Here is a 24,454-nt window from a genome sequence, read left to right as displayed (position 1 = left end):
CTTCATGGCTGCTTCCTTCCTTCAGGATTCGACAACCAGAAGTGTGCGCCTCCACCGGGGTCCGAGGAAGCAGCCGCAATTACACGATGACTCATTACGCGTTGCACCAGAGGCGAACGCATATGAGTTTGATGGCGGCGAGGAAGTTGTCGGGATCCTTGTCGTAGCGGGTGGCGATGCCGCGGAACTGCTTGATGCGGTTGAAGAAGCGCTCGACAAGATTGCGCTGCTTGTAGAGCCATGGCGAGAAGGCGAAGCGCTGCTTGCGGTTGGATCGATTGGGAATATTGGCCCAGACGTTCCTGGCCGCAGCGGCTTCACGGATGGCGTTGCTGTCATACCCTTTGTCGCCCAGCAAGGTTGCACCCTCGGGAATGGCTTCGATCAGCGCCTCCGCCTCGCAGGCATAGTGAATCTGCCCGCCTGTCAGTCTCAGGCTGACAGGACGCCCGTCAGCATCGACAAGAGCGTGGAGTTTGCTGGTGAGGCCGCCCCGGGAACGTCCCATGCCACGATCGCAGCTTCCCCCTTTTTGCCCGTCGCACCATTTTGGTGGACGCGCATGCAGGTGGAATCGATCATCACCAGTTCGCCATTATATCCGGCGGAAACCTCAGCCAGAAGCCGGTCCCACACCCCGGCTTTGCGCCAGCGCACGAACCGGTTGTAGCAGGTCGTCGATGGGCCATAGCGCTCGGGAATTTCCGCCCATGTCGCACCGGACCGGAAACGCCACATGATCCCGTTCAGCACTCGCCGGTCATCAACCCGCGCCACGCCACGCGGCTTGTTGGGCAACAACGGCTCGATGATGGCCCATTCCCGATCTGTCAGTTCATACCGCCGCCGTGCCATCAAGTCCTCCAAATCTGGAGGCTCCTGAATCACGCAAACGGTCAATCCTCAAGCCATTTTATGAGTTTACGGCCTAGTCTGAAGCCATTGTATAATCCAGACCGATGTCCGCAGCCGGCGCACTCTGCGTAATGCGGCCGACGGATACGAAGTCCACGCCGCTCTCGGCGATTGCTCGGATGGTGTCCAGCCGAACGCCGCCCGATGCTTCGATCGGTACCCTTCCGTTCACTAATGCGACCGCTTGGCGCAGCTTCATGGGCGACATGTTGTCACACAGCAGACGATCCGCGCCCGCACGGAGTGCCGGCTCGATCTGCTCGATCAGATCCACTTCGACCTGGACCTCCAGCCCCGACTGCTTGGCGGATCGCACCGCTTGCTCCACGCTGTCGCAGAGCGCCAGATGATTGTCCTTGATCAGAATACCGTCATCCAGCCGCATGCGATGGTTGGTCGCCCCGCCCATGCGCGCCGCATACTTCTCGATCACGCGCAGGCCGGGAACGGTCTTACGCGTATCGAGCAGCGTGCAGCCGGTTCCTGCGACCGCATCGGCGTACTGGCGCGTCAGCGTGGCGATGCCGCTGAGATGCTGGAGCGTGTTGAGCGCCGAGCGTTCAGCGGCGAGCATGGCGCGGGCATTGCCTTCAAGACGCATGATCGGTTGATCGGGCTGCACCCGCGCCCCGTCTTCCACCAACCTCTCGACGCGCACCTGCGGGTCCAGGGCCATGAAGAAGGCGACCGCCAGATCCACACCCGCAAGAACGATGTCCTGTCGGCTGCGGATCTGCGCGGAAAGACGAACGTCGGCGCCGATAGTGGACGAGGTTGTGACGTCACCCCCAATTCCGAGATCCTCCGCGAGCACCCTGGCCACGAAGTCATCCAGTCCTTTGCGATAGAGTCCGGCAGTCGGCGGCAGTGCCTCCAGTGTGTCGATCATCAGGGAACCATCTCCTCGAGATCGGTGCGGGACTTCTGATCCGCGCCGATGGCCATTTCCTCTTCCGACACATTGAGCAGGCGCCAGTCCGTACCCTTGGGTACGATGCCCTCAAACGACATCAGCTTCGCATGTGGAATGCCCGTACCGGCACCAAGCGCCGGTTCGCCCCTGGCCACTGCCTGGGCGGCACGGTACATCTGCGTGCGGAAGGCGAAGATTGCCTTATCGCTCGATCCCAGGCGGTCATCGCCACGATCGGCGATCTTGCCCATCGACTCCCACATCGCCATGTCCTGGGTGGGGATGCCGTAGATACCGGTGAAGTCGCCCGCCTTCATCGCCTCGCGATCCTGGAGATAGTTGTTCTCCAGCGTACGGATCTTCCTGAAGGTGATCGGCTCCACATCCTTGCCGATTTCAGCGCCGCAGAACTTGCGCCATGCATCCTGCGAGATACCCTTGGTCGGGTGCCAGGCGATCCAGTAGAACATCGTATTCTCGTCGTCGATCGGAACCAGCATCTGGCTGAGGTGGTACTGGTCGTTCGAAGGAATGTGGACTGTGAACGGCGCCACGAACAGCGTCATTCGGATGTAGTCGGTCGTGTCCTCGTTCACGATCGGCTTGCGGATGGCCACATAGCGGAAGCCGAAGGGGGTCTTCTGAACCTCCAGTCGCGGTGCCTTGTCCGCCGACGGACGCAGCCAGGCTGTGTCGGTGGCCGTGGAGCCGCTTACCCCGGTGGCGGTAGGCATGTTCGACGAGTGCAGGCTGGAGCTGTGCGCGGAGTCGATGGACCCTTCTAGAACCTGCGCCCAGTTGCAAGACCCGTGCATCTTGACGATGCTGATCTTGCTGTCTGGCGCCGTCGCCCAGTTCGGTACATCGAATGGCGCAACCTGATCGGGATCGCCCATCCATACCCACACGAATCCGCCAGCTTCCCGCACCGGATAGGCCTTGGTCTTCATGGTCGACCGGAGCTTGGCATCGACCGGCTCGGACGACATGTCGACGGCATTGCCATCCACGTCGAATTTCCAGCCGTGATAGAGGCAGCGCAGTCCGCACTCCTCATTACGGCCGAACGCCAGCGAGGCGCGACGGTGAGGGCACTTCTCGTCGAGCGCGCCTACCCGCCCCTCTGTGTCGCGGAATATCACCATATCTTCACCAAGCAGGCGCACGCGCAACGGCGTTCCGTCACGCTCGGCCACTTCCTCGATCATACACGCTGGCATCCAGTGCTGGCGCATCAACTCGCCCATCGGGGCTGCGCCCTCAACACGACACAAAAGATCATTCTGTTCAGGGGTCATGGAACAACGGTTCCTTATCTTATGTCGCAGTCGGCGTGTAACCCCGCGACTCGCATTGGACATTCAATCATCGAGATCGAATATCCTTCTATATCGAAGTTCTTTTAGTATCAAGTCCGAGTTGCATCTTTTTTGACTGCTGCCCGTGGACGCACAGGTCTGAACCCACTTGAGCAGCAATCCGGCGGCCAACGCTCGGCAAGATCGAGGGCGCTCCGGCTGCCGCTCTGTCAGATGGCCGATGGCTGTTGCTCGTTCAGGATATCTTAAAGCTGACCACCAGCCTGCGCGACAATGGTGATGCCGTGTGGCCGGCCGAGTAGAACGCGCGGCGGCGCCTACTATTTCAGCGTCGCCTTGGAGGCGTTCGCTTCGCAGGAAACCGCGGACCGTTATCTGGATGCTGGCACCGTTGCCGGCGGCGACGCCTGATCGCTCACCATTTACGGCAAGGAACGGATGGCGATTCTAGAGCCACAACGGGTCCGGAACCGATGGCCCCAACCCCGCCATACTCATATTTTTTCCACGCTGTGGCTCGTGACGTACCTAAATCCTTCGGGTGTCAGTGCTCCTGAACCGCCTCCATGTTGAGGAAATCCGCCTCGGCGAATCCGTGACTGATCTGGTAAGTATGAGTGGCACGGGTAGACCTAATTACGCAAAGCAAGGCAGCTGCGGAATTGTGATAAACTATGCGGTCTCGGCGCCACGGCGATGCCGGACCCGGCAGCCGCTTAGCATGGCTCACCGCAACTGCCTCACCGATTGGAAATGCTTCGGCTGCCATCGGCCAGTCAGGCTGATCTTCTCAATGCATCACAGTGCTGCTCGGCGAGGCGAAGAGCCGATCTCATGATGCGATCCTCCAGGACATCATCCCTGCGAACCAGCGCACGAATAGCGGTGCCCTTAACCGTGGCCCAAAGGAACCGCGTCACAATGCTTGCCTGGTCGAAGGCGATGCCGGTGTCCGCAAGCCTCTCTGCCCAATCCAGTCTCGCCATGCGGTAATTGGGAGAGGAATATGCCTCCCGCACCTTGATCACAGGTTCTTCGGAGCCCGACGCGACGAGTATGTCAAGTACGATGCGGTACGATTCGTCGAAGAACCGCCTTTGCGCGACGCCGACAAATTGCTTCAAAACATCTTCATTCCGGACGCCGACCAAGGCACTTCTGGCGTTTTGTTCCATGTCCACGAGAATGCGCTCATAAACTGCAGCGACAAGTTCCTCCTTAGAGGGGTAGTGATGAAGCAAGCCGCCACGTGACACTCCGGATTCGGAGGAAATATTGGCTGATCGCAGTCCAGCATGCCCAACGTCCCGAAGGATGCGGTAAGTTGCGTCCATCAGCTTGTTGCGTGTGATAGCACTTCGGTCGCTTTGTCGTACTGGCAAGGCCTCTTCTTCGCTGACATGCCTCGCCATCAAAGGATCGGCCTCGAAAAGGAACCGTAGCAGATAGACGTCGCATGCGCGGCGGCGGGGGCGGTTTGTCCCCGCGCCTTTTGGAAGGAACCCGATCTTCCTTCCGCTGCCACACTGTAGTTTCCCATCAAATTACCTTCACGACAGACTGGTGTTAGTCCGAGATTCCTAGTCACCATTTGAGCCGAAGGCTAGAGGTGACGGCTGCCCTGTCTCTGCCGCCAGCCCAAAGAGGTATCCCACTGGCAACGCTGCTAACGCGAAGCCAGCATCTGTGATCGTCGCGTGGGACCCGTTTGGCGCAGCCGTCAGCCACCATGTTGTCGGCTGTGACGATCTCATGAAGTACGGTGCGATCTTACCACGCAGCGCCGGTGATCCCCGGGGACGGATGAAGCGCTCGTGGTAAGTGGATGGGGCGATCGGCAGGAAGCGGCAGATCGGCTCGACCCCATAGGAATCGCGGTGACCGTCAATGAACGCGATCATCGCCGGAACGGGCGGTCGAGCTCCGCCTGCGCAAAATATGCGGACGCCTTGCGCAAAATCTCGTTGGCCTGCCGCAGTTCACGGACGTCGCGCTGAAGCGCCTTCACCTTGTCGGCAACCTCGGCCGGGACACTGGCACGCTTGCCACTGTTGAACTCAGCTTTCTTCACCCCACTCATGCAGCGTCTGCGGAACGCGGCCGATCTTCTCCGCGATAGACACCACCTCGGCCCATCGCGAGGGATGATCCCGCTCGTGGCCGAAAACCATTCGTACCGCGCGTTCGCGAACTTCCGGCGCAAACTTTTTCGTCGTCTTGCTCATACCGACTCCACCTTCTCAGGAGTTGGAGCCTCCGGCAAACCGGGTGCGGTTCATAGAGATTCAGCGGTCGGTCAACTCCCATGGAAAGAAGGACAGCTCCGAGGCTTTGCCAGTGAAACGGGGCTCACGCTTTTCGAGGAAAGCGCTCACACCTTCCTTGCCTTCCAGCCTGCTCGCGTGAAGGACGGCAAGAGAATCAATCTTATGGGCTTCGACCGGGTGCGGAAGCGCCGGATTCCGGCGCATCATCTGGCGCGTGAGCGCGACCGCAACGGGCGAACGATTCTGGGTCATGCGACGGGCCAGGGCATAAGCCTCCTCCAGCATTGTCGCGTGATCGTCATAGACGCTCCGAACAAGCCCGCCGGCATGTGCCGTGTCCGCATCGATGATATCGGCGCTCAATGTCCATTCCAGGGCAGTCTGTTCGCCGACGATCCGCGGCAAAAACCAACTGGAGCAGGCTTCCGGCACGATGCCGATCCGGCCGAACACAAAGCCGATCCGGGCGTCCCTGGTGGCCAAGCGGATATCCATGGGCAGCGTCATGGTAATCCCGATACCCACGGCTGCACCATGGATCGCACCGATGATGGGCTTCAGACAGTCGTACATGGCCAGCGTGACGCGGCCACCCGTATCGCGAATACCATCCCGGATCGCTTCGTCGTGTAGCCGCTTGTTCATGTCCTCAAGCGTAGGCTGCAGCGTTTCACTGAGACCAAAGACATTGCCCTGGACGCCAAGATCCATGCCTGCACAGAATGCCCTTCCCTCACCGGATACGATAATTGCCCGAATGGAATCATCCAAGCTGGCCGCGCGATAGAAGTGCTCGAGTTCTTGGCACATCTCAACCGTGAATGCGTTCAGTCGATCGGGCCGGTTAAGCAGCAAAAGAGCAATGCCCGTCTCGTCGATCTCATACTTGATCGTCTGATAGTTCATCTGTTGGAGTCCTTCCCCACGATCATTTCTCATCCATAACGTCCACTAGAACGAAACATTGTCTCCGCCCTTCAGATCGAGGATGCTCCGCGTTTCGCTCGGCGTCGCAACTTCCAGAGACAACGATTCGAGAACCGATCTAATGATACGAACCTGTTCCCCATTGGAGGTTGCGAGACGCCCTTTCCCGGCGTAAAGAGAATCCTCCAGACCGACGCGTACATTGCCGCCATTCAATGCGCCCATCGTCACGAAAGGAAGCTGGTGACGGCCCGCAGCCATTACGGACCATTGATAGTCGTCGCCGAATAGTTTGTCCGCGATTCGCTTGGCGTGAAGGAGGTTCTCTGTGTCTGCACCCTGGCCACCGAGAATACCGAAGATCGACTGCACAAACAGCGGCGGCTTGACCAGCTTCCGGTCTAGGAAGTGGGCCAGCGTATAGAGATGCCCCACGTCATAGCATTCAAACTCAAAGCGCGTACCATGTCGCACACCAAGACGTTCAATGATGTTCTCTATATCTTTGAAGGTATTTCGGAATATCCTGTCGCGGGATGCCTCTAGATAGGCCCCTTCCCATTCCTGGCTGAAATTGTATTTGTCAATCATCGGGTAGAGACCGAAATTCATCGATCCCATGTTGAGAGAGCATAGTTCCGGTGAGGCATGCTCAGCTGCCGCTAACCGGTCCTCCAGCGCCATGTTCTGCCCACCGCCCGTGGTGATGTTGACGACTGCATCAGTTGCCTGCTTGATCCGAGGCAGAAAACCCATGAAAACGGCAGGATCCGGGGTCGGCTCGCCAGTCTCCGGATTGCGGGCATGAAGGTGAAGAATGGAAGCACCTGCTTCGGCAGCCTCGATGGCCTGCTGCGCAATTTGATCGGGTGTGATAGGCAGATGTGGACTCATCGTCGGAGTATGAACCGAGCCTGTGACCGCGCAGCTGATAATGATCTTTGACATAGCAAATTCCTCGATTTGTGTTGCGGGGCGCAGGCAGGTTGCAGGTTATGTCCTGCCTTCCTTTCTCCCATTGCTTGGACTGCGGCGATGTCTCCGTCGCACGCTACCCCACGCCTCTAGTTCGACGCGACCAGGTCAGATTGCTCGACTTCGGGGACCACCGAGTCCTTTGGATCGAAGTACTCATCGATCCGCGAAACTAAACCGTTAGCGCCAATCACAATACGCATGAGCGCAGGCAGTCGCATTTCATAGCCGGACGGGAATTTTGCTGTCAGAAAATGCTGAGAAAATGCCGCGTCGTCGGCCCACGATATCCGCTGCTGCTGATATTTACGAGATACCGTTGAGGAGCAGAAGTATTGCAGGATATCCGCCGTTTGCTCGACGGTCTGCTCAGCTTGATCAAAATTGTGCCAAATGATGGCGCCTGCTTCGAAGCAGGTGCGGAATGTTTCCATATCCCCCTGCTCGATTGATGAAAACATTTTAGCTATAACTTTTGCAGACTTCTTATCATGAACCATGACATCTCTCCGATCATTTTTGCGCTCTGAGGCACCGCCCTTCACTTTTCCGGTCCGACGATAGATTTCCGAGTCACCTAACTGACAATTGCACATGACACCTGCTGCGATCACCGAACCGTCGACGATAATGCCACAAATCACTACGCACAAACAAACGGTATATCCGGTCTTTCAAATTGGTGATACGAGCCGTTTCGGTAGCCTCATGCACCGGCAGCCAGACCGCCTGCTAAATGGCCGTGAAACCGCCATCGATGAGGAAATCAGCCCCCGTCACGTAACCGCTCTCATCGGAAGCAAGATAGACCGCACAGGATGCGACCTCCTCTGCTTCGCCGGCACGCTTAATGAGGAAATTTTCGCTGATCATATCCATGACCTTAGTATCGGCGATAAAGGGCTCAGTCTGCGCCGATCGAATGAAACCCGGCGAGATCGAGTTGACACGAATTCCGTGCGGACCACCTTCCGCGGCAAGCTGGCGGGTCATGGCCACCACTGCGCCCTTCGCAGTGGTATGGGCAAGAGACCCTTGACTTTTCGATCCGACCCTCGCCGCGATAGAGCCAGTATTGATTATGGATCCCCCGCCCCGCTTCACCATATGCGGCCAAGCCTCGCGAGTGAGAAGAAAGACGATATCGACCTCTTCTCGCATCGTTCGCGAGAACGTTTCATAAGTCATCGCGGGAAAGAAGTCAAAATAGGCCATCGCCGCATTATTATAAAGAATGTCTACTCCGCCGTATTGCGTGAGTGCGAAGTTGATCAAGGCATTAGCGCCATCGGGAACAGAAAGGTCCACAGGTTGCAACGATACCATCTCGCCACCGAAGGCGGTCACTTCTGCAACGACCTGCTCACCACGCGCCTCATTAATGTCGCATCCCACCACCTTCGCGCCTTCACGGGCAAAGGCCACTGCCGCAGCCCGTCCCATACCGCTGCCCGTACCGGTGATGATAGCGACTTTACCAGCCAGTCTTCCAGGCATGTCACATACTCCCACTTATTCCGGAACGTTGTCCGGAGTTGAAAGGTGGCTTGCGGCGGCCAGATTGGAGACGAAAGCCAAGTCGTTTCAAATGCATCGATTATATCCTGAGGACTAAGGTCTGGGCGGAGGGAGGCCGCTTCGGAAAGGATTATCTGCTACCCAAAGGCTTCGTCCGGGACTTCAGACCTGACAGACGTATCGATCCGCCCAGGTACACTCTAGAAATCGAAGGTCGCGCGCAGCCCGTAGGTACGCGGCGCCTGCAGGAAGGTTATTGCTGGTCCTGGGGTGCCGCCCAGTCCGAGAGCGGACTGAACAGCCTCATTCTCGATATTCTTGATCCACGCACCCAAACTCCACCCTCCCTGCTCATCATGATAAGTCAGGTTTGCGTCAGACATGAAGTAAGCCTTCTGTCGCGATCCGATGCCATGAGTGTAGGAGCCGTAGAAGTCGGACTCATAACGGGTTCCGACAAACGCACGTACGTACCCTCGGGACAGCTGAAAGTCATGCGAATAGCTGGCCGTGATTGTCCAGGTCGGCGCATTCATCATCTGCAGGCCACTGACGTCAAGGCCCGCCGCTTTTCCAAAGAAAGGCGAGCTGGGAACGATCGCCTCCGTCTGGCGCGCATGGAGGTAACCGATCGAGGCGCTCAGATTGTCATTACGCGTAGGTCTGAATATGATGTCTGTCTGGTTCCCGTAGATTTCGACTTTTTGCGAGTTGAAAATTGGGTTGAAAAGAAGATCGGGGTCATAGCCCTGAAGCGGCAGGTTCTTATAATCATAGTAGAAGAACTCGGAATTCAGGGTCAGTTTATTATCGAACATGCGGCTTTTGAAGCCTGCAGTGTAGGCAATGATGGTTGAGGAATCCACGCGGTTGTCGAAGGAATCCGTATCGGGGGTCGAATTGTATGTCGCCGGCTGGTAGCCGGACTGGACGGTAGCGTATAGCAGAACTTTGTCTGTCGCATCATATTCGAGTCCGACTTTCCAGTCGAGATGGTTCGATTTTACGTCAGCAGTCCAAGGCGCATTCGAGCTGTAGTCGAAAGCTGCTTGCGCCGTTACGCCCCGTCCCGTGCGGCTGTCGGAGCTGTAGCGACCGCCGCCAGTGATACGAAATTCGTCAGTGATGCTGTAGGTCGCTTGTGCATAGATGCCCACGCCTTTCGAGCGATTCCTGTAATTGTAATTAATGAAAATTGGAGGAATGCCGGTCACGTCCGAGTTCACCTGGCGATAGACGTTGACGCCTGCCTGCCACTTCATGCGACCGCTGTCACCGGAGGCTCGCAGTTCATTCGAGTATGCCTTAATCTTCGCATTGTAGACAGCAAACAAAGAACCGAGGAAGTAGTTGATCTTGGAATCGACACTCGTATAGGCAGGAATCGCCGAAATCGTCACGTCACCGAGCGTCAGATCGAATTGCGCGCCGACAGACAGACCATCATAGTCGACTGGGAAGCTTTTGACCGGCCCGAAGAGTGCCGTATATGGCTCCAGAAGCGGACCCGTAAGAGTGTCATCCCACGGATCGTTATGCAGGAACGACTTACCGTCAACCTGCCCGGTCACTGGATTGAAGCCTTTGTTGACGAGGTTCGTCGCAGTGCCGCGCTTGCGGGTTAGGAAGCCCCAGACATACGCAGAAAAGTTCTCCGTCGGCGTATAGAGGGCAGAGAGGCGGCCTGCCAGATCATCCGCAGCCGATGCGCCACTTTTCTGATAGCCATTTCTGTTCGTGTAGTCGACACCCGCGCGCAGGGCGAAATTGTCCGAAACCGGAATGTTCTGGACCAGTGTCCCATGGAATAGGCCGTAATTGCCAACTTCGCCGATAGCCTGGGTTTCCCATTCATGGGTCGGACGCTTCAGAGTGACGTTCACGATGCCGCCAATGGCGCTGCGACCATAAAGCGTGCCCTGTGGACCGGGCAGAATCTCGATCTGGTCGATGTCGAAAAAGGGTGTGCTCATGGCCTCGCGAGGCACATATACGCCATTGATAGCGAATGCGACCGGCGGCTCGGTATTGGCAAAATCGTTGGTCGTGCCAATTCCGCGAATGTAGACCTCGACCGAAGCACCTTGGGCTTGGATGCGCGCCGAAGGCACAAAGTTCTGCACACTCACAAGATCCGTGATGCCGCGCGTCACGATTTCAGTGGACTGAATAGCTGTGATCGCTGCGGGAGTTCGCTGCAGCGTCTGCCGGTCCTTTTGCGCGGTGACGATTATGTCTTCGCTCAGGGAAGACGCGGTCGCGCTTCCGGCATCCGTCACTGAAGTCTGCGCAATAGCGACGACCGGTGCTCCCGTTCCCGTAAGAAACAGGCCGAGTGCGGTATGCAGCTTGAATCGCTTCATTTCTTCTTCCCCTCCCAGGATTTTCAAAGCGATGGGCACCGTTTCAGCTGAGTGACCAACCGCTGGATTCGCTCTGTTTCATCGAGCGTCGCCATTTATTAGGAACAGTACATCCTGCCTGTCAATGCGTTTTTTGCTGGTGATTGGCCCAGGCATAAGCCGTGTCGCTTCAAGCCGACTGTGCCCGCGCGCGCTGATCGTACCGGCCAACAAGATGGTGCATAATTTGAGCGCCGCTGACGAAGAGTGAAGATTATCAGGTTCCGGCCAAGCCGCAGCCGCATGGTGGAAGTACCGCCAACTGACGCTTGATAAGAGGAGTGATAAAGGCGACGATCCGAACTGGCGAAAGATCGAGTAGATCGGGTTAGGAAAATCAGCAGATCAACATACCGGCCAAGGGCTGCTGGGGCGCTACATCCGACGTAGCGGATCATGCCGATTGGACTACGCCAACGGGTCCATGTGTCAGACGAACCTGGAAACACGACGGGTCAAATCCCCGGTTCGGTTGACACCATGAGTTCTTATCAATGCTGGCGGTACAACTGAGAGCTAAAGCTGCCGCACTGCAGCAGACCAGCGCCTTACCCGCGATACTAACCTAATATCGCACCCTACATCCGTTGAATGCTCGCGGCACGATGGCAGTACCAATGCCAGAAGTCGTTCGCGCATGCTGTTCAATCGCCCAAGGTCGGTAAACTGATGGGTCCAAGGCGGCGAGGCGTTTGTCAGGCGCGCATTGCTGCTGGTCCTTCGCCGTGATCCTACTTCAGTGACCCGGCGATGCCGATCGCGCAGCATGCCCCCACCAACAGTCCCAGCTTCGGCAAAGACACGCTTTGGCCATATGCTAGATAAGCGATGGCAATCGTAGAGAGTGGCACTGCCGCAGCCATGAAGGGCACCACGATGTTCAATGCCACGCCTTGGCGGACGAGGATCGCCAGGAGCCAGGTGGATGCGATGTATGAGGCCAGGCATGTCGCTGTCCATCCAATATCGGTGAAACCTGCCGTTCTAGGAATGAGGGCCGCCCCCGAGATTTGGGTAATCAATGCAGCCAGAAAAATAAAGATGGATGTCAGCGATATACTCATAAAACAATCCTCCCCAAATATTAATATACGATATGATCCTGTTACTCGAAGAAAGATGCTAGGTTATTGACGCGCCATCTTCAGATTTTCATTCGCAGTTTTTTCATTTTTGATCTTTTCAGATAGTTACCCGAAAAATTACGATTCATGCCAGAATAGAAGCCAAGATTTCTGGACCTGGCGTTACGCCATGCACTACGGCCATTCAACACGCAAACAGGATATCCCGCTTGTAAATAGCAACCTCCTACCCAGTTCGCAATAGGGGCGCTCAGCAGAGGGAGGGAGAGATTTTTCTCCGCAAGGATTGCGCCAGCATAAAAAAGCAGTATGAACGGTCTCTATCATCGCTGGGTGATGAATGCTTTTCAAAAGGAGAGGATAGATGAGTTCAGTATCATCGGTGCAGGAAGAAATTCCTTCGCTCTGGGAGGCAGCGCGCCGGGAGATGGAAGATTATAGCTTCCTCGGCTCCTATGAGCAGCCAAAGTGGGATATACCGAACAAAATCGGAATTTCGTGCGCCGTCTCCAGTCGCTTCTCGGAAGGTTCCGAGCGCGGACATACGACGAATTCCATCGAACGCTATATCGACGAGGCATCCGCGGTCATTGAAGAGGGTGCTTTTTCCGTTCACATTGACTTCACCTGGGTAACCGACGAGAAGGGCCGTCGGCTGGACAAGATTCCCCCTGTTGAGGCCTACTCGATGGTGCTGGAGCCGCTCCGCAAACGCTATGGTTATAGCTTCATGGCCGACCTGAACGTGCTCAATGGCGCCACGTTCGAGGAGTGCCTCAGCCCGGCTGTCGCCGGTCTGGCGGAAATAGGGCCGTGCGCGCCGGGACATCCCGAATCCTTCGCGGGTCCGGCGGTCCGTACGCTCGTTGCCAATGGTGTGGTTCCGGCATTGGCGATCCACAATTCGGGCGAGATCGAACTGGCCAAGCGCCGGCTGATCGACACCGGAATCTTGAAGGGTACGGTGTACTGGGGGCTTCTATTTGGTTTGCCCTTCGACGTCGGTCGTACGCTGCTCTCTGGGAACTCGGTGACGGACGTTGACGACATGGTCCGCCAGATGATGTTGATGGTGCACCAGATCCGCAAGGTTGATCCGACGGCCCCCATACACGTCTGCGCCGCCGGCCGTGCGACGATGTACATGACGACGCTGGCAACGATGCTGGGGCTCCACATCCGCGTGGGGACGGAAGACACCGAGTGGAAATATCCCAACTCCGATGAGCGCTTCTCGAGCAATCTTGAAATGTTCAAGGCCGCCAAGGAGATTGCTGCCCTCCACGGCCGAACTCCGGCAACCGCCAACGAGATGCGTGCGCTACTTGGCGTCCCGCAACGCTAAGCCGATTGCCCCGGCGGCACGGCTTCATGCCGCCGGGGCTCCACGTCGCCGCGATGCGGATTGCTGGCGGCGCTATTAAGTTACACTATCGCCAAGGCAGAGTGAATATGTCAGTGCCGCAACTGCTCGCCGACCGGCTCGCGCTACCCGCGATCGGCGCCCCCATGTTTATTATTTCTCAGCCCGATCTAGTTATCGAACAATGCCGGGCCGGGATCGTTGGCTCCTTTCCGGCGCTTAATGCGAGGCCCTCCGGCGTTCTTGAACAATGGCTGCAGCGGCTCTCGGTCGAACTTACTGATCGGGATGCCCCCTTTGCGGTAAACCTGATCGTTCACAAATCGAACGGCAGGCTGCAGGAAGATCTCGCCCTTTGCGTCCGCTATAAGGTCCCTATCGTGATTACCTCGCTCGGCGCAAATACGGAGGTGTTCGATGCGATCCATGCCTATGGCGGAATTATTCTCCATGACGTGATCAACAACACGTTCGCGCAGAAGGCGGTCCAGAAGGGCGCTGATGGGTTGATCGCCGTAGCTTCAGGTGCTGGCGGGCATGCCGGCAGGCTGTCGCCATTTGCCTTGATCGCGGAAATCAGGGAATGGTGGGACGGTCCGCTTGTCCTTTCCGGCGCAATTGCGACTGGAAGCGCCATGTTAGCCGCACAGGCGATGGGCGCAGACTTAGCCTATCTGGGTTCCATATTCATCGCGACGAACGAGGCGAATGCTGCCTCTGAATACAAGCAAATGGTGGTGAACTCGTCTGCTGAAGATATTGTCTATTCCGACCTCTTTACCGGAATTCACGCGAATTATCTGAAGCCGTCTATTCGACAGGCAGGCCTGGACCCCGATAATTTGCCCCTGGGCGATCCCTCTCGCATGGATCTCGTGGGACATGGCGACGGAGCCAAAGCCTGGCGAGACATCTGGGGATGCGGGCAAGGCATAGGAACGGTGAAAGAGATCCTGCCGGCTGCCGAACGCATACGGCGATTAGGCGAAGAGTATCGTGCTGCTATGGCACGCCTCGGTTAAGAGGGAAGTGGCCCACCCAGCTCTAACCGTAGGCGGTGCAAATGTGCACAAAGGTTAAGAGCCTAACGCAAAGGCCTTGCGGGAGCCGGCGGCGCAGAGCGATATTTCTGAGCTTGCGGCGGTGCAGAGCATGAGATCGCGACAAACATTTGCCGAGTGTCCGGTATCGAGGCGCGTGAGAGCATGCTTCGGCTACCGGGCGCCCTACCCCAGTCCATCGGCCGGCGTCGAGTGTCTGAGCAGAGCGCCTTGTCGGACAAAGATCTGAGCTTGCCAACAGCAGAAGGGGAGCTGCATTCTGGAAGACAGGCGACTGCGCGATCGGTGGCCTCAAGCGAATACCGTCCTCGACGATCCGCGTCGGCGTGGGCGCCTGCGGCGAGTGAATCGGTGTCGCAAACCTCCATCAGCAATCAGCGAGCCCTGCGGACGATCTCCACCATGAACGCTGCAAGAAGCAATATCTCCAAAAAGCGCCGAAATGTGCCAGTCAGGCGGACCACGCCATCCTCGGCTTCCGATGGACAGGAACTACCTGCTCCAGCTCCCTTACCATCTTGACCTGCCTTTTTCAGAAGCGAGTTTCCAACTTACGAGGGAACATCTTATATGTCCGGGAGACCGAGCCTTGTCTGATACCTGCAACCGTCAAGTCTGGCTTGCATCGCGTCCAACGGCCATTCCGCATGCGGAACATTTCGGCATTCGTGAGGTCGAGATCCCCAACATTGCCGAGGGGGAGATCCTGGTTCGTAACCAATATCTATCAGTTGACCCAGCCATGCGAGGCTGGATCGCCGATCCCCGAGGATATCTTCCGCAAGTCAAGGTCGGCGATACCATGCGCGCCTTCGCCGTTGGAGAGGTACTCATGTCGCGGAACCCGGATTATGTGGTGGGTGAAATGCTCATGGGTATATTTGGATGGCAGGAATATGCGGCCGTGGCGGCTGATGCGGTTCTTCTGCGCGTGAAAGAACGTGATCTGCCTTGCTCACTCGCGTTAGGAGCATTGGGGCTGAACGGTATTACAGCATATTTCGGATTGCTTGAAGTCGGCTGTCCGGAATCCGGGCAAACAGTCGCGGTCTCAACAGCTGCTGGCGCTGTGGGTTCCATCGTCGGGCAGATTGCCAACATCAAAGGCTGCAAGACGGTGGGTTTTACCGGCGGGCCGGCGAAAGTCCGGCAATGTCTGGATGAGTTCGGCTACGAGGCCGCAATAGATTACAAGTCTACCAATGACATTGACGGCGCGATCGCATCAGTCGCTCCTGGGGGCGTTGACGTCTACTTCGACAACACATCAGGACCGGTCAGCGATGCGGTCATGCGCCATATCAATATAGGAGCTCGCGTCGTGATCTGCGGCACAGCTGCCTATCCGAGCTGGAATCCCTGGAATACCGGTCCACGGCCGGAGCGGCATCTTATCGTCAAGCGAGCCAGAATGCAGGGGTTTCTCGCCACTGATTTCAGCGACCGTTTCAACGAAGCGGCGGCCCAGCTTGCGAACTGGATCAGGGAGGGCCGGCTCAGGTATCGCGAGGACATTTTGGAGGGACTGGAGAACGCTCCCGGGGCGCTTCAGAGATTGTACAGCGGCCAAAACGACGGGAAACTCCTGATCAGGTTAGCGGCAGCCGGGTAACGACCATATGATCGCCCGGTTGACTGAGACCGTCCATCACATAGGCTTTCTTAACTGGGATTTCTTCGTCTGATCCTGAGGCGATGTTCACAAATGGGATCCTTACCGCCGTGGGTTACTCCTACTGTCTGCTCCGATCGCTCGCGTCACCTCGAAAAGTCGCCGCCCCTCTTTGTGGTTCCCTCCCCTGCCCCTCTGGCAAAATCAGCTACTGCGCCCTCAAATAATACTTCCTCAACTAATTAAGTCTTGAAAATTATTCTTGTAGATGACTCTTGACTAATTCCATTGCCAATTCCTTTACAGGCCCTATTTCCATATCCTCGTCCTTGATGCTTTCCTGCACGGCAAAGCCTCGCAAAACGCTAGCCAGGATGCCAAACGACTCCTCGGCCTTCTTCCGTTTGGCTCCGGATTTTACAAAGCGATCGATCCACGCCTGCTCGATGGCCTGGCGGCTTCCTGCAGAAATCGCCCGAATTCCTTCGCTGAATTGCTCGACGGAACGCGCTGAGATGACGAGCCGAAGGCTGACCTGGTATAGATCGCTCTGCTGGAACGTCTCGAAGTGCTTCGTAGCGCTAGATATTTCTTCGCCGCCCGCCGCGAGGTTGGCATCCTCATGCGCCGATTCGACTTCCTTTTCGAAAAGTGCTTCTATCGTAGCCTCAATAAGCTCCCCCTTCGTTGCGAAATGGTGTGTCTGCCCGCCTCGGGAGACGCCAGCGAGGGCCGCAGCATCGGCAATGCGGAAACGGGAGAATCCTTTTTCCTGGAGCAGCCGTATGGACGCATCCAGAAGGCGCGCCCGGGTTTCTGCCCGACGTTCGCTCTGCGATCGCCGACGCTTGATTTGCCGATCCTCAACCCGCTCCGACTTCAAAATTGATCTCCTCATCCCGCCATCTGGCACATAAAGGTTGATCATCCTGCTTAACACGCACTGCAGACACAGGCTAGCGCCGAGGATTCGTACGCCAGAAAGTTGGCGCATTCGCCCACACCTTTCAAATTGCGATTGATTGGTACTTGTCGGAGATGGGCCGGCGCAACCGGTGTGATCAAAGCAGAGGGAACCGGGGGCTTGCGGACAGGGCGACCCATCTTGCAGGTGCCATGGGTTACTGCAGCCCTTCCCCTGAACATTACCCCCTTGCGCAGCCCGTCTACGGCATTTGCGCTTGACAAATTCTATATCGAAGTTATTTTAACAGACAGGATATCCGGCATTGCACAAGATGCGGAAGAAGTAGGCTGTGGTGTGTAGAAACATGCCCCGCTGGGTAGAGGAGAGTTGGGAATGAAGATCTCAGGCGTCCATCATATTGCGTTCTGCACCAATGATATGAAGTCGCAGATCGAGTTCTTCACTCAGGTCGTCGGCATGAAGCTCGTCGGACTTTTTCCCATGCACGGCACGGAGGGTGCCACGCACTGCTTCCTCGAATCTGGCGAGAACTGCTACCTCAGCTTTATTCAAATGCCGGGGCCAGGTGTGAGTCCGGTCATGGGCGTGAGTCACGCATTGGATGCATCCCACCCGGTGGCCGGTGGCGCTATGCAGCACATCTCGTTCAACGTCGACAGCTTTGAGGAATTGATGGACCTGCGCGATCGGTTACGCAGCAACGGCTACGCCGTGGTTGGTCCGCTTGATCATATGATCAGCCACTCGATGTACTTGGGCGCGCCTGAGGGAATCCTTCTTGAGTTCTCCACATCGGAAGGTTGCACGAAGATGACTGCAGCAGCGTGGACGGACCTACAAGCCGCGCAGACAGTCGGAATCGAGTTAGAAGATTTGAAAAGGTTCGCATCTCCTCCCGCCTTTGCGGGCCACCGGGGCGCGGTAGCACAGCCTGACCCCACTACGGCAATCTATCCAACCCCAATCCCGCGCCCCATGTACGAGGCGGTTGCGGAACTAAGCGACGCGGATATTCAAGAAGTTGTTCGTTACGATCCACCTGAGGGTGTAGAATTGGCAGCGTGATGACAACTTTCCGATCCACGTGCCGTCCTGAGCTTGCTTGAGGACCAACGCGTTTCGCCTTGCTGACTTGCGCTCTCATCGCTCACCTCGCGTCCTGGCTGCCCATACTCGAGGCGGTCTAGAACCCGGAAAGCAGTCGTGGCCGCCTCTCGCGGCGCAAGAGCTTTCGTGCGATGATGAGCAACGGCCGAGGACGTCCACGTCCTCGGCGTCGGCCTCATGAGGATGCCTCCGCCATAGGTTTTCATATTGGTAGTCTATGGCGAACTCTCTTCGACAGGGCCACCCTGTTAAATTCACTTGCGGCGGGATTGGCGTTTTCACGCCGCGCTTTGTCCACCGTCTCCTGCAAACCATCCTTGCCCTTGCCCAAACGGGGATCCGCCCTGCATCCCGTTACCGCGCAAGGCGGCTTCGGCGCCACGGTTACGCATTTATGATCAAGCAAGCCGCTGAGATCTCGGCTGCTATGTAATCGTCTCTAGGTAGCCAGATAACCCCCGTCGACGGGGATCGCTGCGCCGTTCACGAATGACGAGCCGTTCGACAGAAGCCAGACGGCGGCATCGCCGACTTCATCCGGTCGTCCAAAACGGCCGATTGGATGCCGCGACTTCAAACTTGACAACACTTGCCTGAGGTAATTGTCCAGAAGACCTTCATCATGAGTCTCGACGATGCCCGGGAGGATGGCGTTCACACGTATGCCTTTCGCGCCATATTCCGCCGCCGCCGCCCGTGTGATGCCCAGGACACCATGCTTAGCGGCGATATATTCGCTGGCTCCGGTGATGGCCACCTGCCCCAGCGCGGAGGCCGTGTTCACAATCGCGCCGCCCACCCCCCGATCCAACATGGCCATAATCTCGTACTTCATGCACAGGAAGACACCCGTGAGATCGATGTTGATCACCTTCTCCCATTCTTCCGTCGCAAGTTCATGAAGCGATTTCCCATGCTGTAGGACACCTGCATTGTTGAAAGCGCCGTCCAGGCGGTGCAGGTCGGAAGTAATCTTGTTGATCAATCCCGAAATCTCCTCTTCATGGGACAGGTCGGCTCGAACGAAGGTTGCGGTGCCGCCGGCTTCTTTGATCATCTCGACGACCTGTCCACCTTCCTCTTCCAGGATATCACTGACGACGACGTTGGCGCCTGCCCTCGCGATGCGGATCGCGCTTGCCTGTCCGATCCCGCGGGCCGCGCCGGTTACAAGCACAACTTTTCCTGAAAGTTCGTCCGACATACTTGTCCCTTCAATCTGTCCACGCTTGGACCGAGTGGCCGATGTTCCGTCTGACCAGCCGGCTACTCGCCTGTTTTGCAACAGTCACGAGATACGCAGCGCGCGCCGACGCGACGTTTGCACGAGCATCCAAATGCCACACCAAGCCAATTTCCTTAAGTTCACTGTGGATGTCGCTCTAACTATGCCGAGCTACGTTGATGATCTTGCCTTGCGTGAATTCCTTCATGCCATCGATGCCCAGTTCACGACCGATGCCAGATTGCTTCGCACCGCCAAGCGGAATGTCGAACGGCAACTCTACAGGCTTGTTCACCCAAATTGTGCCAGACTGGATACGCATCGCAATCTCAAGCCCGCGATCCGTGGCGGCCGTCCAGATCGTTCCGCCAAGACCGTATTCGCTGTCGTTGACCCGCTCGATCACCTCATCGACGCTGTCATAGGCGAGGACCGGAATGGCCGGCCCAAACTGTTCTTCGCGAACCAGGCGAGCGCTGTCGGGAAGGTCCCGCACCACTGTGGGCGCGATGAAGTAGCCGGGGCGATCCAGCGCATGACCGCCAGCGATTACCGTGCCCAGGGTTTTGGCTTCCTCGATGATGTCGAGGACCTTCTCATATTGCTGCTTGTTCTGTACCGGGCCGATTTGCGTTCCCTGTTTCAGCCCGTCATCGACGACGGCTTTTTGGGCAAGCGTTGCCAACTCATCGCAAAGCGCGTCATAGAGTGATCGCGGTGCATAGATCCGCTTGGTTGCGAGGCAAATTTGGCCGGCATTGACTGTAGCCGCCGTGAAGACCTTGCGCGCGACTTCCGCGACGTCGACGTCATCCAGAATGATGGCGGCATCGTTACCTCCGAGTTCCAGCGTCACCCGTTTGAGCGTATCAGCGGCGCTTTCCATTACCCGCTTGCCAGTGGAGGTCGAGCCGGTGAAACTGATCTTGGCGACGTCTGGATGCGTGGTGAGCTTGCTGCCGAGATCGTTCGCATCAATGATGACGTTAAACACGCCCGGCGGAAGGATGTCTGCGGCGACTTCCCCGAACAATGAGGTCGTAAGCGGCGTCGACGGGGCGGGCTTTGCGACCATCGTGTTCCCAACCACCAGCCCGAGCGCCACCTTCACTGCAAGCAAGTAGACAGGATAGTTCCACGGCGTGATAGCGGCAACCACTCCCAACGGAGTTCGCTGCTCCAATACCCGCCCTTCCTCGGTGTCCTTGATCGTTTGGAGGGGCAAATCCTGAGTCGCGAAATAGCGCAGCGTCGCGACCGCCATCGCAATCTCGCCTTTGGACTGATTGAGAGGTTTGCCTTGTTCGCCTGTAAGCAAAGAGCTGAATTCGTCGAGCCGAGCCTGCACCGCATCCGCGAGGCGATCCAAACAGTCGCCACGCGCCGCCTGCGTCAGCGAAGCCCAGCCGGGAAAGGCGCGTTTTGCTGCGGCTATAGCCTGCTCGAGCTGGACCTCGTCGGCGCACGCACAGGTTTCAAAAACGGTGCCGCTCGCGGGATTAATCACGTCCAGCCTGGATGCGCCTTCAACAAGCTTTCCATCGATCAGAAGTCGAAATGCCATGATTTTTTTCCTCTCCTATGGACAATGTCGAGCTATTACAATGATTGCAGACCGCACTGCGCGAACAATACCGTTTTCTATCCAGTACAAAGCAAATTACCTGTAGAGTAATATTGTATGTTATTTAAACCTGACGCAAAATTATAAAGATATTACTGGAGCCGAGCCATTTCATCCGCTCTTTTCGAGCCGCCCTTTAGTCATGGCGACTGTCGTGGCTTCCGCGAATTTGGCGTTGTAGGTCTTCCCGGATCCCGAGCAAACTACTCCATGCCAAACAAGTACGGACGGCGGAATCGGTCTTCGCATCAGAAATGTATTTTTCTATCGTCAGAACCGCGAGGATCTGTTCGGCAAGCAGTTCCTGAAGTGTCGATGTAAATGCATTGATGCCTGGCGAGACCTGAGCTCGCCCAGTCGGCTGAACGACCGGGTGGCACTCTCCGCCGCGGATGCTCGCCAACCAGCCGATCGCATCCCACAGGATGGCCGCCAATTTTCGTGCCGAGAACTTAGTCAATCTGGGGCCGTCTTCTTTTCCGATAAGACCAACTCTGAACGAGATCATGACGATGCCCTCCTCGCAGCATGCCCCATCCATCGGCATGTCGCTCCGATCGCTGACACATATACTTCTATATAGAAGCGATTTCAAGGCTGCGCAGCTTTTCCTGTTCGGCTTCTCTCCAGACGAGAATGGGGCTCGGCAATAATTCGATGCAGACATCACCCCGCCCTTGGTCCGTGAATTCGTCCAGGCGGGGACGATGTCGGTAATTCCCGACGCGTGCCTATTGAGGTGCAAGGACAGGGGTAAGTATGAGAGTTCCCTCCCTAAGGCGCGCGTTCGACGGTCCTACTATCTTGAGCCGATCCTCCTACTGAGGTTCACAAACGCGCCAGCATCGCTCTCCTCGCAGAGAGAACGCCACCACCCTCATCCGATCAGGTCGCCACCGCGATCCCTGTTGCCTAAGACTTTCAGGCTAAATTTGCTGAATGCCACTTTGAACAGCGGGGCGTTCTTTCAATCAGGCCCGATAGCATTGAGGGTCATGCGCCGTAACGAATCAGAGGGTCCCGGCTTGGACGTCACTCGGCCAGACCAAATACTCCCTGTGCATCCTCCCGAACTGCACTTTTAGCTCCGCGCATTTCGACCATCGAACTCAGAACGGGCAAGCTCTATGACTGCGGAGTTCGCCTCGGCCCAGCAAGCAATCGCGTTCAGGGGAATGGCAAGGGAATGTCCGAGCGCCGTCAAGCTGTATTCCACCCGCACCGGCATAGTTCGGATGACCGTTCGGTCGAGCAGTCCATCGCGTTGCAGCGCCTGAAGCCTGAGGGTCAGCATGCGCTGTGAAATCCCTTGCACCTTCCGCTTCAATTCGTTGAAACGATGAGGTCGCTTGGACAGGGCAGTAACAATGAGGATAGTCCATTTACCTCCGATCTGAGAAATCGCATTATTCGCTTGAGAATAAAAATTATTCCCATCCTCTGGATGATTATTATTCATTCTTCATCCATATGCGAGAAAGGTCCAAACGCAGGCCGTGAATACTTGGAATTTGTATTTACGCGAGCTTGACCAGCATCTTCCCGATACCATTGCCATCGAAGAGCCGAACCAATGCGTCAGGAGCACATTCGATGCCCTCTAATATGGTTTCGCGCCATGTGATCTTGCCTTGGGATATCCAAGAAGCGAGATGGGACCGATACTCCGCCATCTTGTCGAGATGCGCCAAGAGCGTGACGCCCTCCATCCGCATCTGCTTTCCGATCATCAGCACGAGATTTCGCGGGCCTGACGGAGCTTCCGAGCCATTAAAAGCCGAAATCGCACCGCAAAGGATGATACGGGCAGACGGCCGCCCGGCATTGAGGCCGCCTCCAGATGCTCACCGCCCACATTGTCGAAATAAATGTCGATTCCCTCCGGCGCGACGGCTGTCAGGGCAGCGGTGAGATCGCCTGCGGCTTTGTAGTCTATAACCTCATCGACGCCGATCTCGCGTAGCAAGGCGATCTTGTCGGGACCGCCCGCCGAGCCGATGACTTTCAATCCCATCGCCTTAGCCATCTGGCATACCATCAAGCCCACCGCACCGGCGGCACTCGATACGAAAATGACCTCGCCGTCCTTCGGTCTTCCAACGTGGACTAGACCGACATAACCAACCAAACCCGTGGCGCCGGCCGCGCCCAGAAAGGATTGCGGTGGCAGACCGCCGGGATCGAGCTTCTGCAACGATGAGGCCGGCGCATTGAAGGCCTCGCGCCAGCCCAGCCACGACTGCACCAAATCTCCGATGGCAAAGGCCGGGTCTCGCGAAGCGATCACCTCCCCTACAGCCCCGCCATCCAGGACATCACCGAGAGCGAAGGCTGGCGGCGCGATGTTCGGGTCATCGTTGCGATTCATACGCAGACGGGTGACAGGGTCGACTGACATCCAAAGATTGCGCACCTGGACTTCGCCCTTGTCCGGCGCTGCCAACTCTCGTTCGACGATTCCGAAATCATCAACACCAAGTGATCCCACAGGATGTTTCCTGAGGCAAATTTCGCGTGTCCTCGTCACCTGACACCTCCTCATATGCAGCCGCTGCGGTTCAGGAAGCCTTGTTGCCTGGCTGGTCGGCCCGGGTCAGGCCCAAACCATCGAGATTCTGTGCGACGAAATCCCAATCGATCGCATTGCGCAGGATCTTGTCGGCATAGTCTGGACGTGCGTTGCGATAGTCGATGTAATAGGCATGCTCCCAGACGTCGAGGATGAGGAGCGGCACCGCGCCATGCGCGACGGGCGTATCGGCATCGTGATAGGAAGTCACTTCTAGCTTGCCGTCCTTGAGGTTGAGCGCCGCCCATCCGCTGGCGAAATGGCCCACCGCTTCGGCCTTCAGCTTCTCAATCAGTGCGTCCACCGATCCGAACGCCTCATTGATCAGCTCGAGCAATGCGCCGGTCGGCTCCTTCTTCTCTGGGCTAAGGCCGAGCCAGTAGAAGCTGTGGTTCCAGATTTGGCCGACCTGGTTGAACAGCCCCTTGGGACCGTGAGCGGCGGTCAGCTCGATCAGTTCGACTAGCGACTTGCCCTGCAGGGCTGGATCGGCGGCGACCAGTTCATTGGCCTTCACGATATAGGCATTGTGATGCTTGCCGTGATGATAGTCGAAGGTCTCGGGCGAGATCAGGTCGCCAAAGTCGTTCTTGGAATATGGCAGTGCTGGAAGAGTAAAGGTCATGGGTCTGCTCCTCGATCTT

21 protein-coding genes, 2 pseudogenes and 1 other annotated feature are annotated in these 24,454 nt (G+C 57.0%); of the genes and pseudogenes, 4 read left to right on the top strand and 19 right to left on the bottom strand.

The genetic code is table 11. The features are described 5' to 3' along the window. Window positions 1-94 precede the first annotated feature (94 nt). The 11 genes and pseudogenes from JQK15_RS20825 to JQK15_RS20775 all read right to left on the bottom strand — a co-directional run bounded on the left by JQK15_RS20825 (window position 95) and on the right by JQK15_RS20775 (window position 12,300). Window positions 95-855, bottom strand: a pseudogene (locus JQK15_RS20825) (IS5 family transposase). Window positions 856-928: 73 nt separating this feature from the next. Beyond that, a complete protein-coding gene (nadC, locus tag JQK15_RS20820; RefSeq protein WP_021235900.1) occupies window positions 929-1,804 on the bottom strand; it encodes a carboxylating nicotinate-nucleotide diphosphorylase in 876 nt (291 codons plus the stop codon). Next, entirely contained in the window at window positions 1,804-3,126 is a 1,323-nt protein-coding gene (locus JQK15_RS20815) for a Rieske 2Fe-2S domain-containing protein (protein ID WP_031343120.1), read from the bottom strand. The genes nadC and JQK15_RS20815 overlap by 1 nt, the downstream gene beginning before the upstream one ends. Before the next feature lie 797 nt (window positions 3,127-3,923). Next, window positions 3,924-4,559: a TetR/AcrR family transcriptional regulator gene (locus JQK15_RS20810; RefSeq protein WP_081674144.1), complete on the bottom strand. Its 636-nt coding sequence runs from the start codon at window positions 4,557-4,559 to the stop codon at window positions 3,924-3,926. A gap of 399 nt (window positions 4,560-4,958) precedes the next feature. After that, window positions 4,959-5,372: pseudogene (locus tag JQK15_RS20805) on the bottom strand (transposase); the annotation flags it as partial. Then, window positions 4,974-5,090 (bottom strand) — a sequence feature (AL1L pseudoknot). (Overlaps the previous pseudogene by 117 nt.) Window positions 5,373-5,432: 60 nt before the next feature. Then, window positions 5,433-6,320 carry a crotonase/enoyl-CoA hydratase family protein gene (locus tag JQK15_RS20800; RefSeq protein WP_214867440.1) on the bottom strand — a complete coding sequence of 296 codons (888 nt, stop codon included), beginning with the start codon at window positions 6,318-6,320 and terminating at the stop codon, window positions 5,433-5,435. A gap of 45 nt (window positions 6,321-6,365) precedes the next feature. Continuing rightward, complete coding sequence (gene kce, locus JQK15_RS20795) at window positions 6,366-7,289, bottom strand: 3,5-dioxohexanoate:acetyl-CoA acetone transferase (protein ID WP_021235670.1); 924 nt, start codon at window positions 7,287-7,289, stop codon at window positions 6,366-6,368. 116 nt (window positions 7,290-7,405) lie between these two features. After that, the gene (locus JQK15_RS20790) at window positions 7,406-7,816 is read right to left on the bottom strand and encodes a nuclear transport factor 2 family protein (protein WP_152524756.1); all 411 of its coding nucleotides are present in this window, start codon (window positions 7,814-7,816) and stop codon (window positions 7,406-7,408) included. Between the two features lie 232 nt (window positions 7,817-8,048). Further along, window positions 8,049-8,813: an SDR family NAD(P)-dependent oxidoreductase gene (locus JQK15_RS20785; protein ID WP_214867438.1), complete on the bottom strand. Its 765-nt coding sequence runs from the start codon at window positions 8,811-8,813 to the stop codon at window positions 8,049-8,051. 221 nt (window positions 8,814-9,034) lie between these two features. Next, the gene (locus tag JQK15_RS20780; protein ID WP_214867436.1) at window positions 9,035-11,197 is read right to left on the bottom strand and encodes a TonB-dependent receptor; all 2,163 of its coding nucleotides are present in this window, start codon (window positions 11,195-11,197) and stop codon (window positions 9,035-9,037) included. A 770-nt stretch (window positions 11,198-11,967) separates the two neighbouring features. Beyond that, the gene (locus JQK15_RS20775; RefSeq protein ID WP_021235666.1) at window positions 11,968-12,300 is read right to left on the bottom strand and encodes a hypothetical protein; all 333 of its coding nucleotides are present in this window, start codon (window positions 12,298-12,300) and stop codon (window positions 11,968-11,970) included. A 385-nt stretch (window positions 12,301-12,685) separates the two neighbouring features. Between JQK15_RS20775 and JQK15_RS20770 the strand changes: the two genes are divergently transcribed. From JQK15_RS20770 to JQK15_RS20760, 3 genes are all read left to right on the top strand, one after another. Next, the gene (locus tag JQK15_RS20770; RefSeq protein WP_200861680.1) at window positions 12,686-13,666 is read left to right on the top strand and encodes a 3-keto-5-aminohexanoate cleavage protein; all 981 of its coding nucleotides are present in this window, start codon (window positions 12,686-12,688) and stop codon (window positions 13,664-13,666) included. A gap of 107 nt (window positions 13,667-13,773) precedes the next feature. Next, window positions 13,774-14,706 (top strand): NAD(P)H-dependent flavin oxidoreductase, encoded by a 933-nt coding sequence (locus JQK15_RS20765; protein WP_021228420.1) that lies wholly within the window; start codon window positions 13,774-13,776, stop codon window positions 14,704-14,706. Between the two features lie 628 nt (window positions 14,707-15,334). After that, window positions 15,335-16,357 carry an NADP-dependent oxidoreductase gene (locus tag JQK15_RS20760; RefSeq protein WP_251007914.1) on the top strand — a complete coding sequence of 341 codons (1,023 nt, stop codon included), beginning with the start codon at window positions 15,335-15,337 and terminating at the stop codon, window positions 16,355-16,357. 256 nt (window positions 16,358-16,613) lie between these two features. Here the strand turns inward: JQK15_RS20760 and JQK15_RS20755 are convergent, their stop codons facing one another. Beyond that, window positions 16,614-17,285, bottom strand: coding sequence for a TetR/AcrR family transcriptional regulator (locus JQK15_RS20755; RefSeq protein ID WP_161626760.1), 672 nt, complete (start codon window positions 17,283-17,285; stop codon window positions 16,614-16,616). 372 nt (window positions 17,286-17,657) lie between these two features. On the opposite strand from JQK15_RS20755, the gene JQK15_RS20750 reads away from it, so the two are divergent. Further along, window positions 17,658-18,350 carry a VOC family protein gene (locus JQK15_RS20750; protein ID WP_214867432.1) on the top strand — a complete coding sequence of 231 codons (693 nt, stop codon included), beginning with the start codon at window positions 17,658-17,660 and terminating at the stop codon, window positions 18,348-18,350. A gap of 481 nt (window positions 18,351-18,831) precedes the next feature. Here JQK15_RS20750 and JQK15_RS20745 read toward each other — a convergent pair whose 3' ends face one another. From JQK15_RS20745 to JQK15_RS20720, 7 genes are all read right to left on the bottom strand, one after another. Next, entirely contained in the window at window positions 18,832-19,596 is a 765-nt protein-coding gene (locus JQK15_RS20745) for an SDR family NAD(P)-dependent oxidoreductase (RefSeq protein WP_214867430.1), read from the bottom strand. Window positions 19,597-19,774: 178 nt separating this feature from the next. Continuing rightward, window positions 19,775-21,181: an aldehyde dehydrogenase family protein gene (locus tag JQK15_RS20740; RefSeq protein ID WP_021235643.1), complete on the bottom strand. Its 1,407-nt coding sequence runs from the start codon at window positions 21,179-21,181 to the stop codon at window positions 19,775-19,777. Between the two features lie 196 nt (window positions 21,182-21,377). Further along, window positions 21,378-21,788 (bottom strand): hypothetical protein, encoded by a 411-nt coding sequence (locus tag JQK15_RS20735; protein WP_214867428.1) that lies wholly within the window; start codon window positions 21,786-21,788, stop codon window positions 21,378-21,380. A 534-nt stretch (window positions 21,789-22,322) separates the two neighbouring features. After that, window positions 22,323-22,700, bottom strand: a complete 378-nt coding sequence (locus tag JQK15_RS20730; protein ID WP_214867426.1) for a winged helix-turn-helix transcriptional regulator — start codon at window positions 22,698-22,700, stop codon at window positions 22,323-22,325. A 58-nt stretch (window positions 22,701-22,758) separates the two neighbouring features. Next, entirely contained in the window at window positions 22,759-22,977 is a 219-nt protein-coding gene (locus tag JQK15_RS27005) for an MDR/zinc-dependent alcohol dehydrogenase-like family protein (RefSeq protein WP_251007913.1), read from the bottom strand. Further along, window positions 22,971-23,768, bottom strand: coding sequence for a zinc-binding dehydrogenase (locus JQK15_RS20725; RefSeq protein ID WP_353047239.1), 798 nt, complete (start codon window positions 23,766-23,768; stop codon window positions 22,971-22,973). Before JQK15_RS20725 ends, JQK15_RS27005 begins: the two co-directional genes overlap by 7 nt. 31 nt (window positions 23,769-23,799) lie before the next feature. After that, the gene (locus JQK15_RS20720) at window positions 23,800-24,435 is read right to left on the bottom strand and encodes a superoxide dismutase (RefSeq protein ID WP_214867424.1); all 636 of its coding nucleotides are present in this window, start codon (window positions 24,433-24,435) and stop codon (window positions 23,800-23,802) included. Window positions 24,436-24,454 lie beyond the last annotated feature (19 nt).

The sequence above is a fragment of the Sphingobium sp. BHU LFT2 genome (assembly GCF_018604485.1).
GTDB classification, from domain to species: Bacteria; Pseudomonadota; Alphaproteobacteria; order Sphingomonadales; family Sphingomonadaceae; genus Sphingobium; species Sphingobium yanoikuyae_A.
This window is presented reverse-complemented; position numbering and strand designations above follow the sequence as displayed.

What these genes read in the sequence shown, in the direction of transcription:
- JQK15_RS20765 (WP_021228420.1), top strand. Translation starts at nt 13,774, where the DNA reads ATGTCAGTGCCGCAACTGCTCGCCGACCGGCTCGCGCTACCCGCGATC.
- JQK15_RS20730 (WP_214867426.1), bottom strand. Translation starts at nt 22,700, where the DNA reads ATGAATAATAATCATCCAGAGGATGGGAATAATTTTTATTCTCAAGCG.
- JQK15_RS20720 (WP_214867424.1), bottom strand. Translation starts at nt 24,435, where the DNA reads ATGACCTTTACTCTTCCAGCACTGCCATATTCCAAGAACGACTTTGGC.
- kce (WP_021235670.1), bottom strand. Translation starts at nt 7,289, where the DNA reads ATGTCAAAGATCATTATCAGCTGCGCGGTCACAGGCTCGGTTCATACT.
- nadC (WP_021235900.1), bottom strand. Translation starts at nt 1,804, where the DNA reads ATGATCGACACACTGGAGGCACTGCCGCCGACTGCCGGACTCTATCGC.
- JQK15_RS20750 (WP_214867432.1), top strand. Translation starts at nt 17,658, where the DNA reads ATGAAGATCTCAGGCGTCCATCATATTGCGTTCTGCACCAATGATATG.
- JQK15_RS20790 (WP_152524756.1), bottom strand. Translation starts at nt 7,816, where the DNA reads ATGGTTCATGATAAGAAGTCTGCAAAAGTTATAGCTAAAATGTTTTCA.
- JQK15_RS20810 (WP_081674144.1), bottom strand. Translation starts at nt 4,559, where the DNA reads ATGGCGAGGCATGTCAGCGAAGAAGAGGCCTTGCCAGTACGACAAAGC.
- JQK15_RS20755 (WP_161626760.1), bottom strand. Translation starts at nt 17,285, where the DNA reads ATGATCAACCTTTATGTGCCAGATGGCGGGATGAGGAGATCAATTTTG.
- JQK15_RS20740 (WP_021235643.1), bottom strand. Translation starts at nt 21,181, where the DNA reads ATGGCATTTCGACTTCTGATCGATGGAAAGCTTGTTGAAGGCGCATCC.
- JQK15_RS20735 (WP_214867428.1), bottom strand. Translation starts at nt 21,788, where the DNA reads ATGCCGATGGATGGGGCATGCTGCGAGGAGGGCATCGTCATGATCTCG.
- JQK15_RS20785 (WP_214867438.1), bottom strand. Translation starts at nt 8,813, where the DNA reads ATGCCTGGAAGACTGGCTGGTAAAGTCGCTATCATCACCGGTACGGGC.
- JQK15_RS20815 (WP_031343120.1), bottom strand. Translation starts at nt 3,126, where the DNA reads ATGACCCCTGAACAGAATGATCTTTTGTGTCGTGTTGAGGGCGCAGCC.
- JQK15_RS20770 (WP_200861680.1), top strand. Translation starts at nt 12,686, where the DNA reads ATGAGTTCAGTATCATCGGTGCAGGAAGAAATTCCTTCGCTCTGGGAG.
- JQK15_RS20800 (WP_214867440.1), bottom strand. Translation starts at nt 6,320, where the DNA reads ATGAACTATCAGACGATCAAGTATGAGATCGACGAGACGGGCATTGCT.
- JQK15_RS20745 (WP_214867430.1), bottom strand. Translation starts at nt 19,596, where the DNA reads ATGTCGGACGAACTTTCAGGAAAAGTTGTGCTTGTAACCGGCGCGGCC.
- JQK15_RS20775 (WP_021235666.1), bottom strand. Translation starts at nt 12,300, where the DNA reads ATGAGTATATCGCTGACATCCATCTTTATTTTTCTGGCTGCATTGATT.
- JQK15_RS20780 (WP_214867436.1), bottom strand. Translation starts at nt 11,197, where the DNA reads ATGAAGCGATTCAAGCTGCATACCGCACTCGGCCTGTTTCTTACGGGA.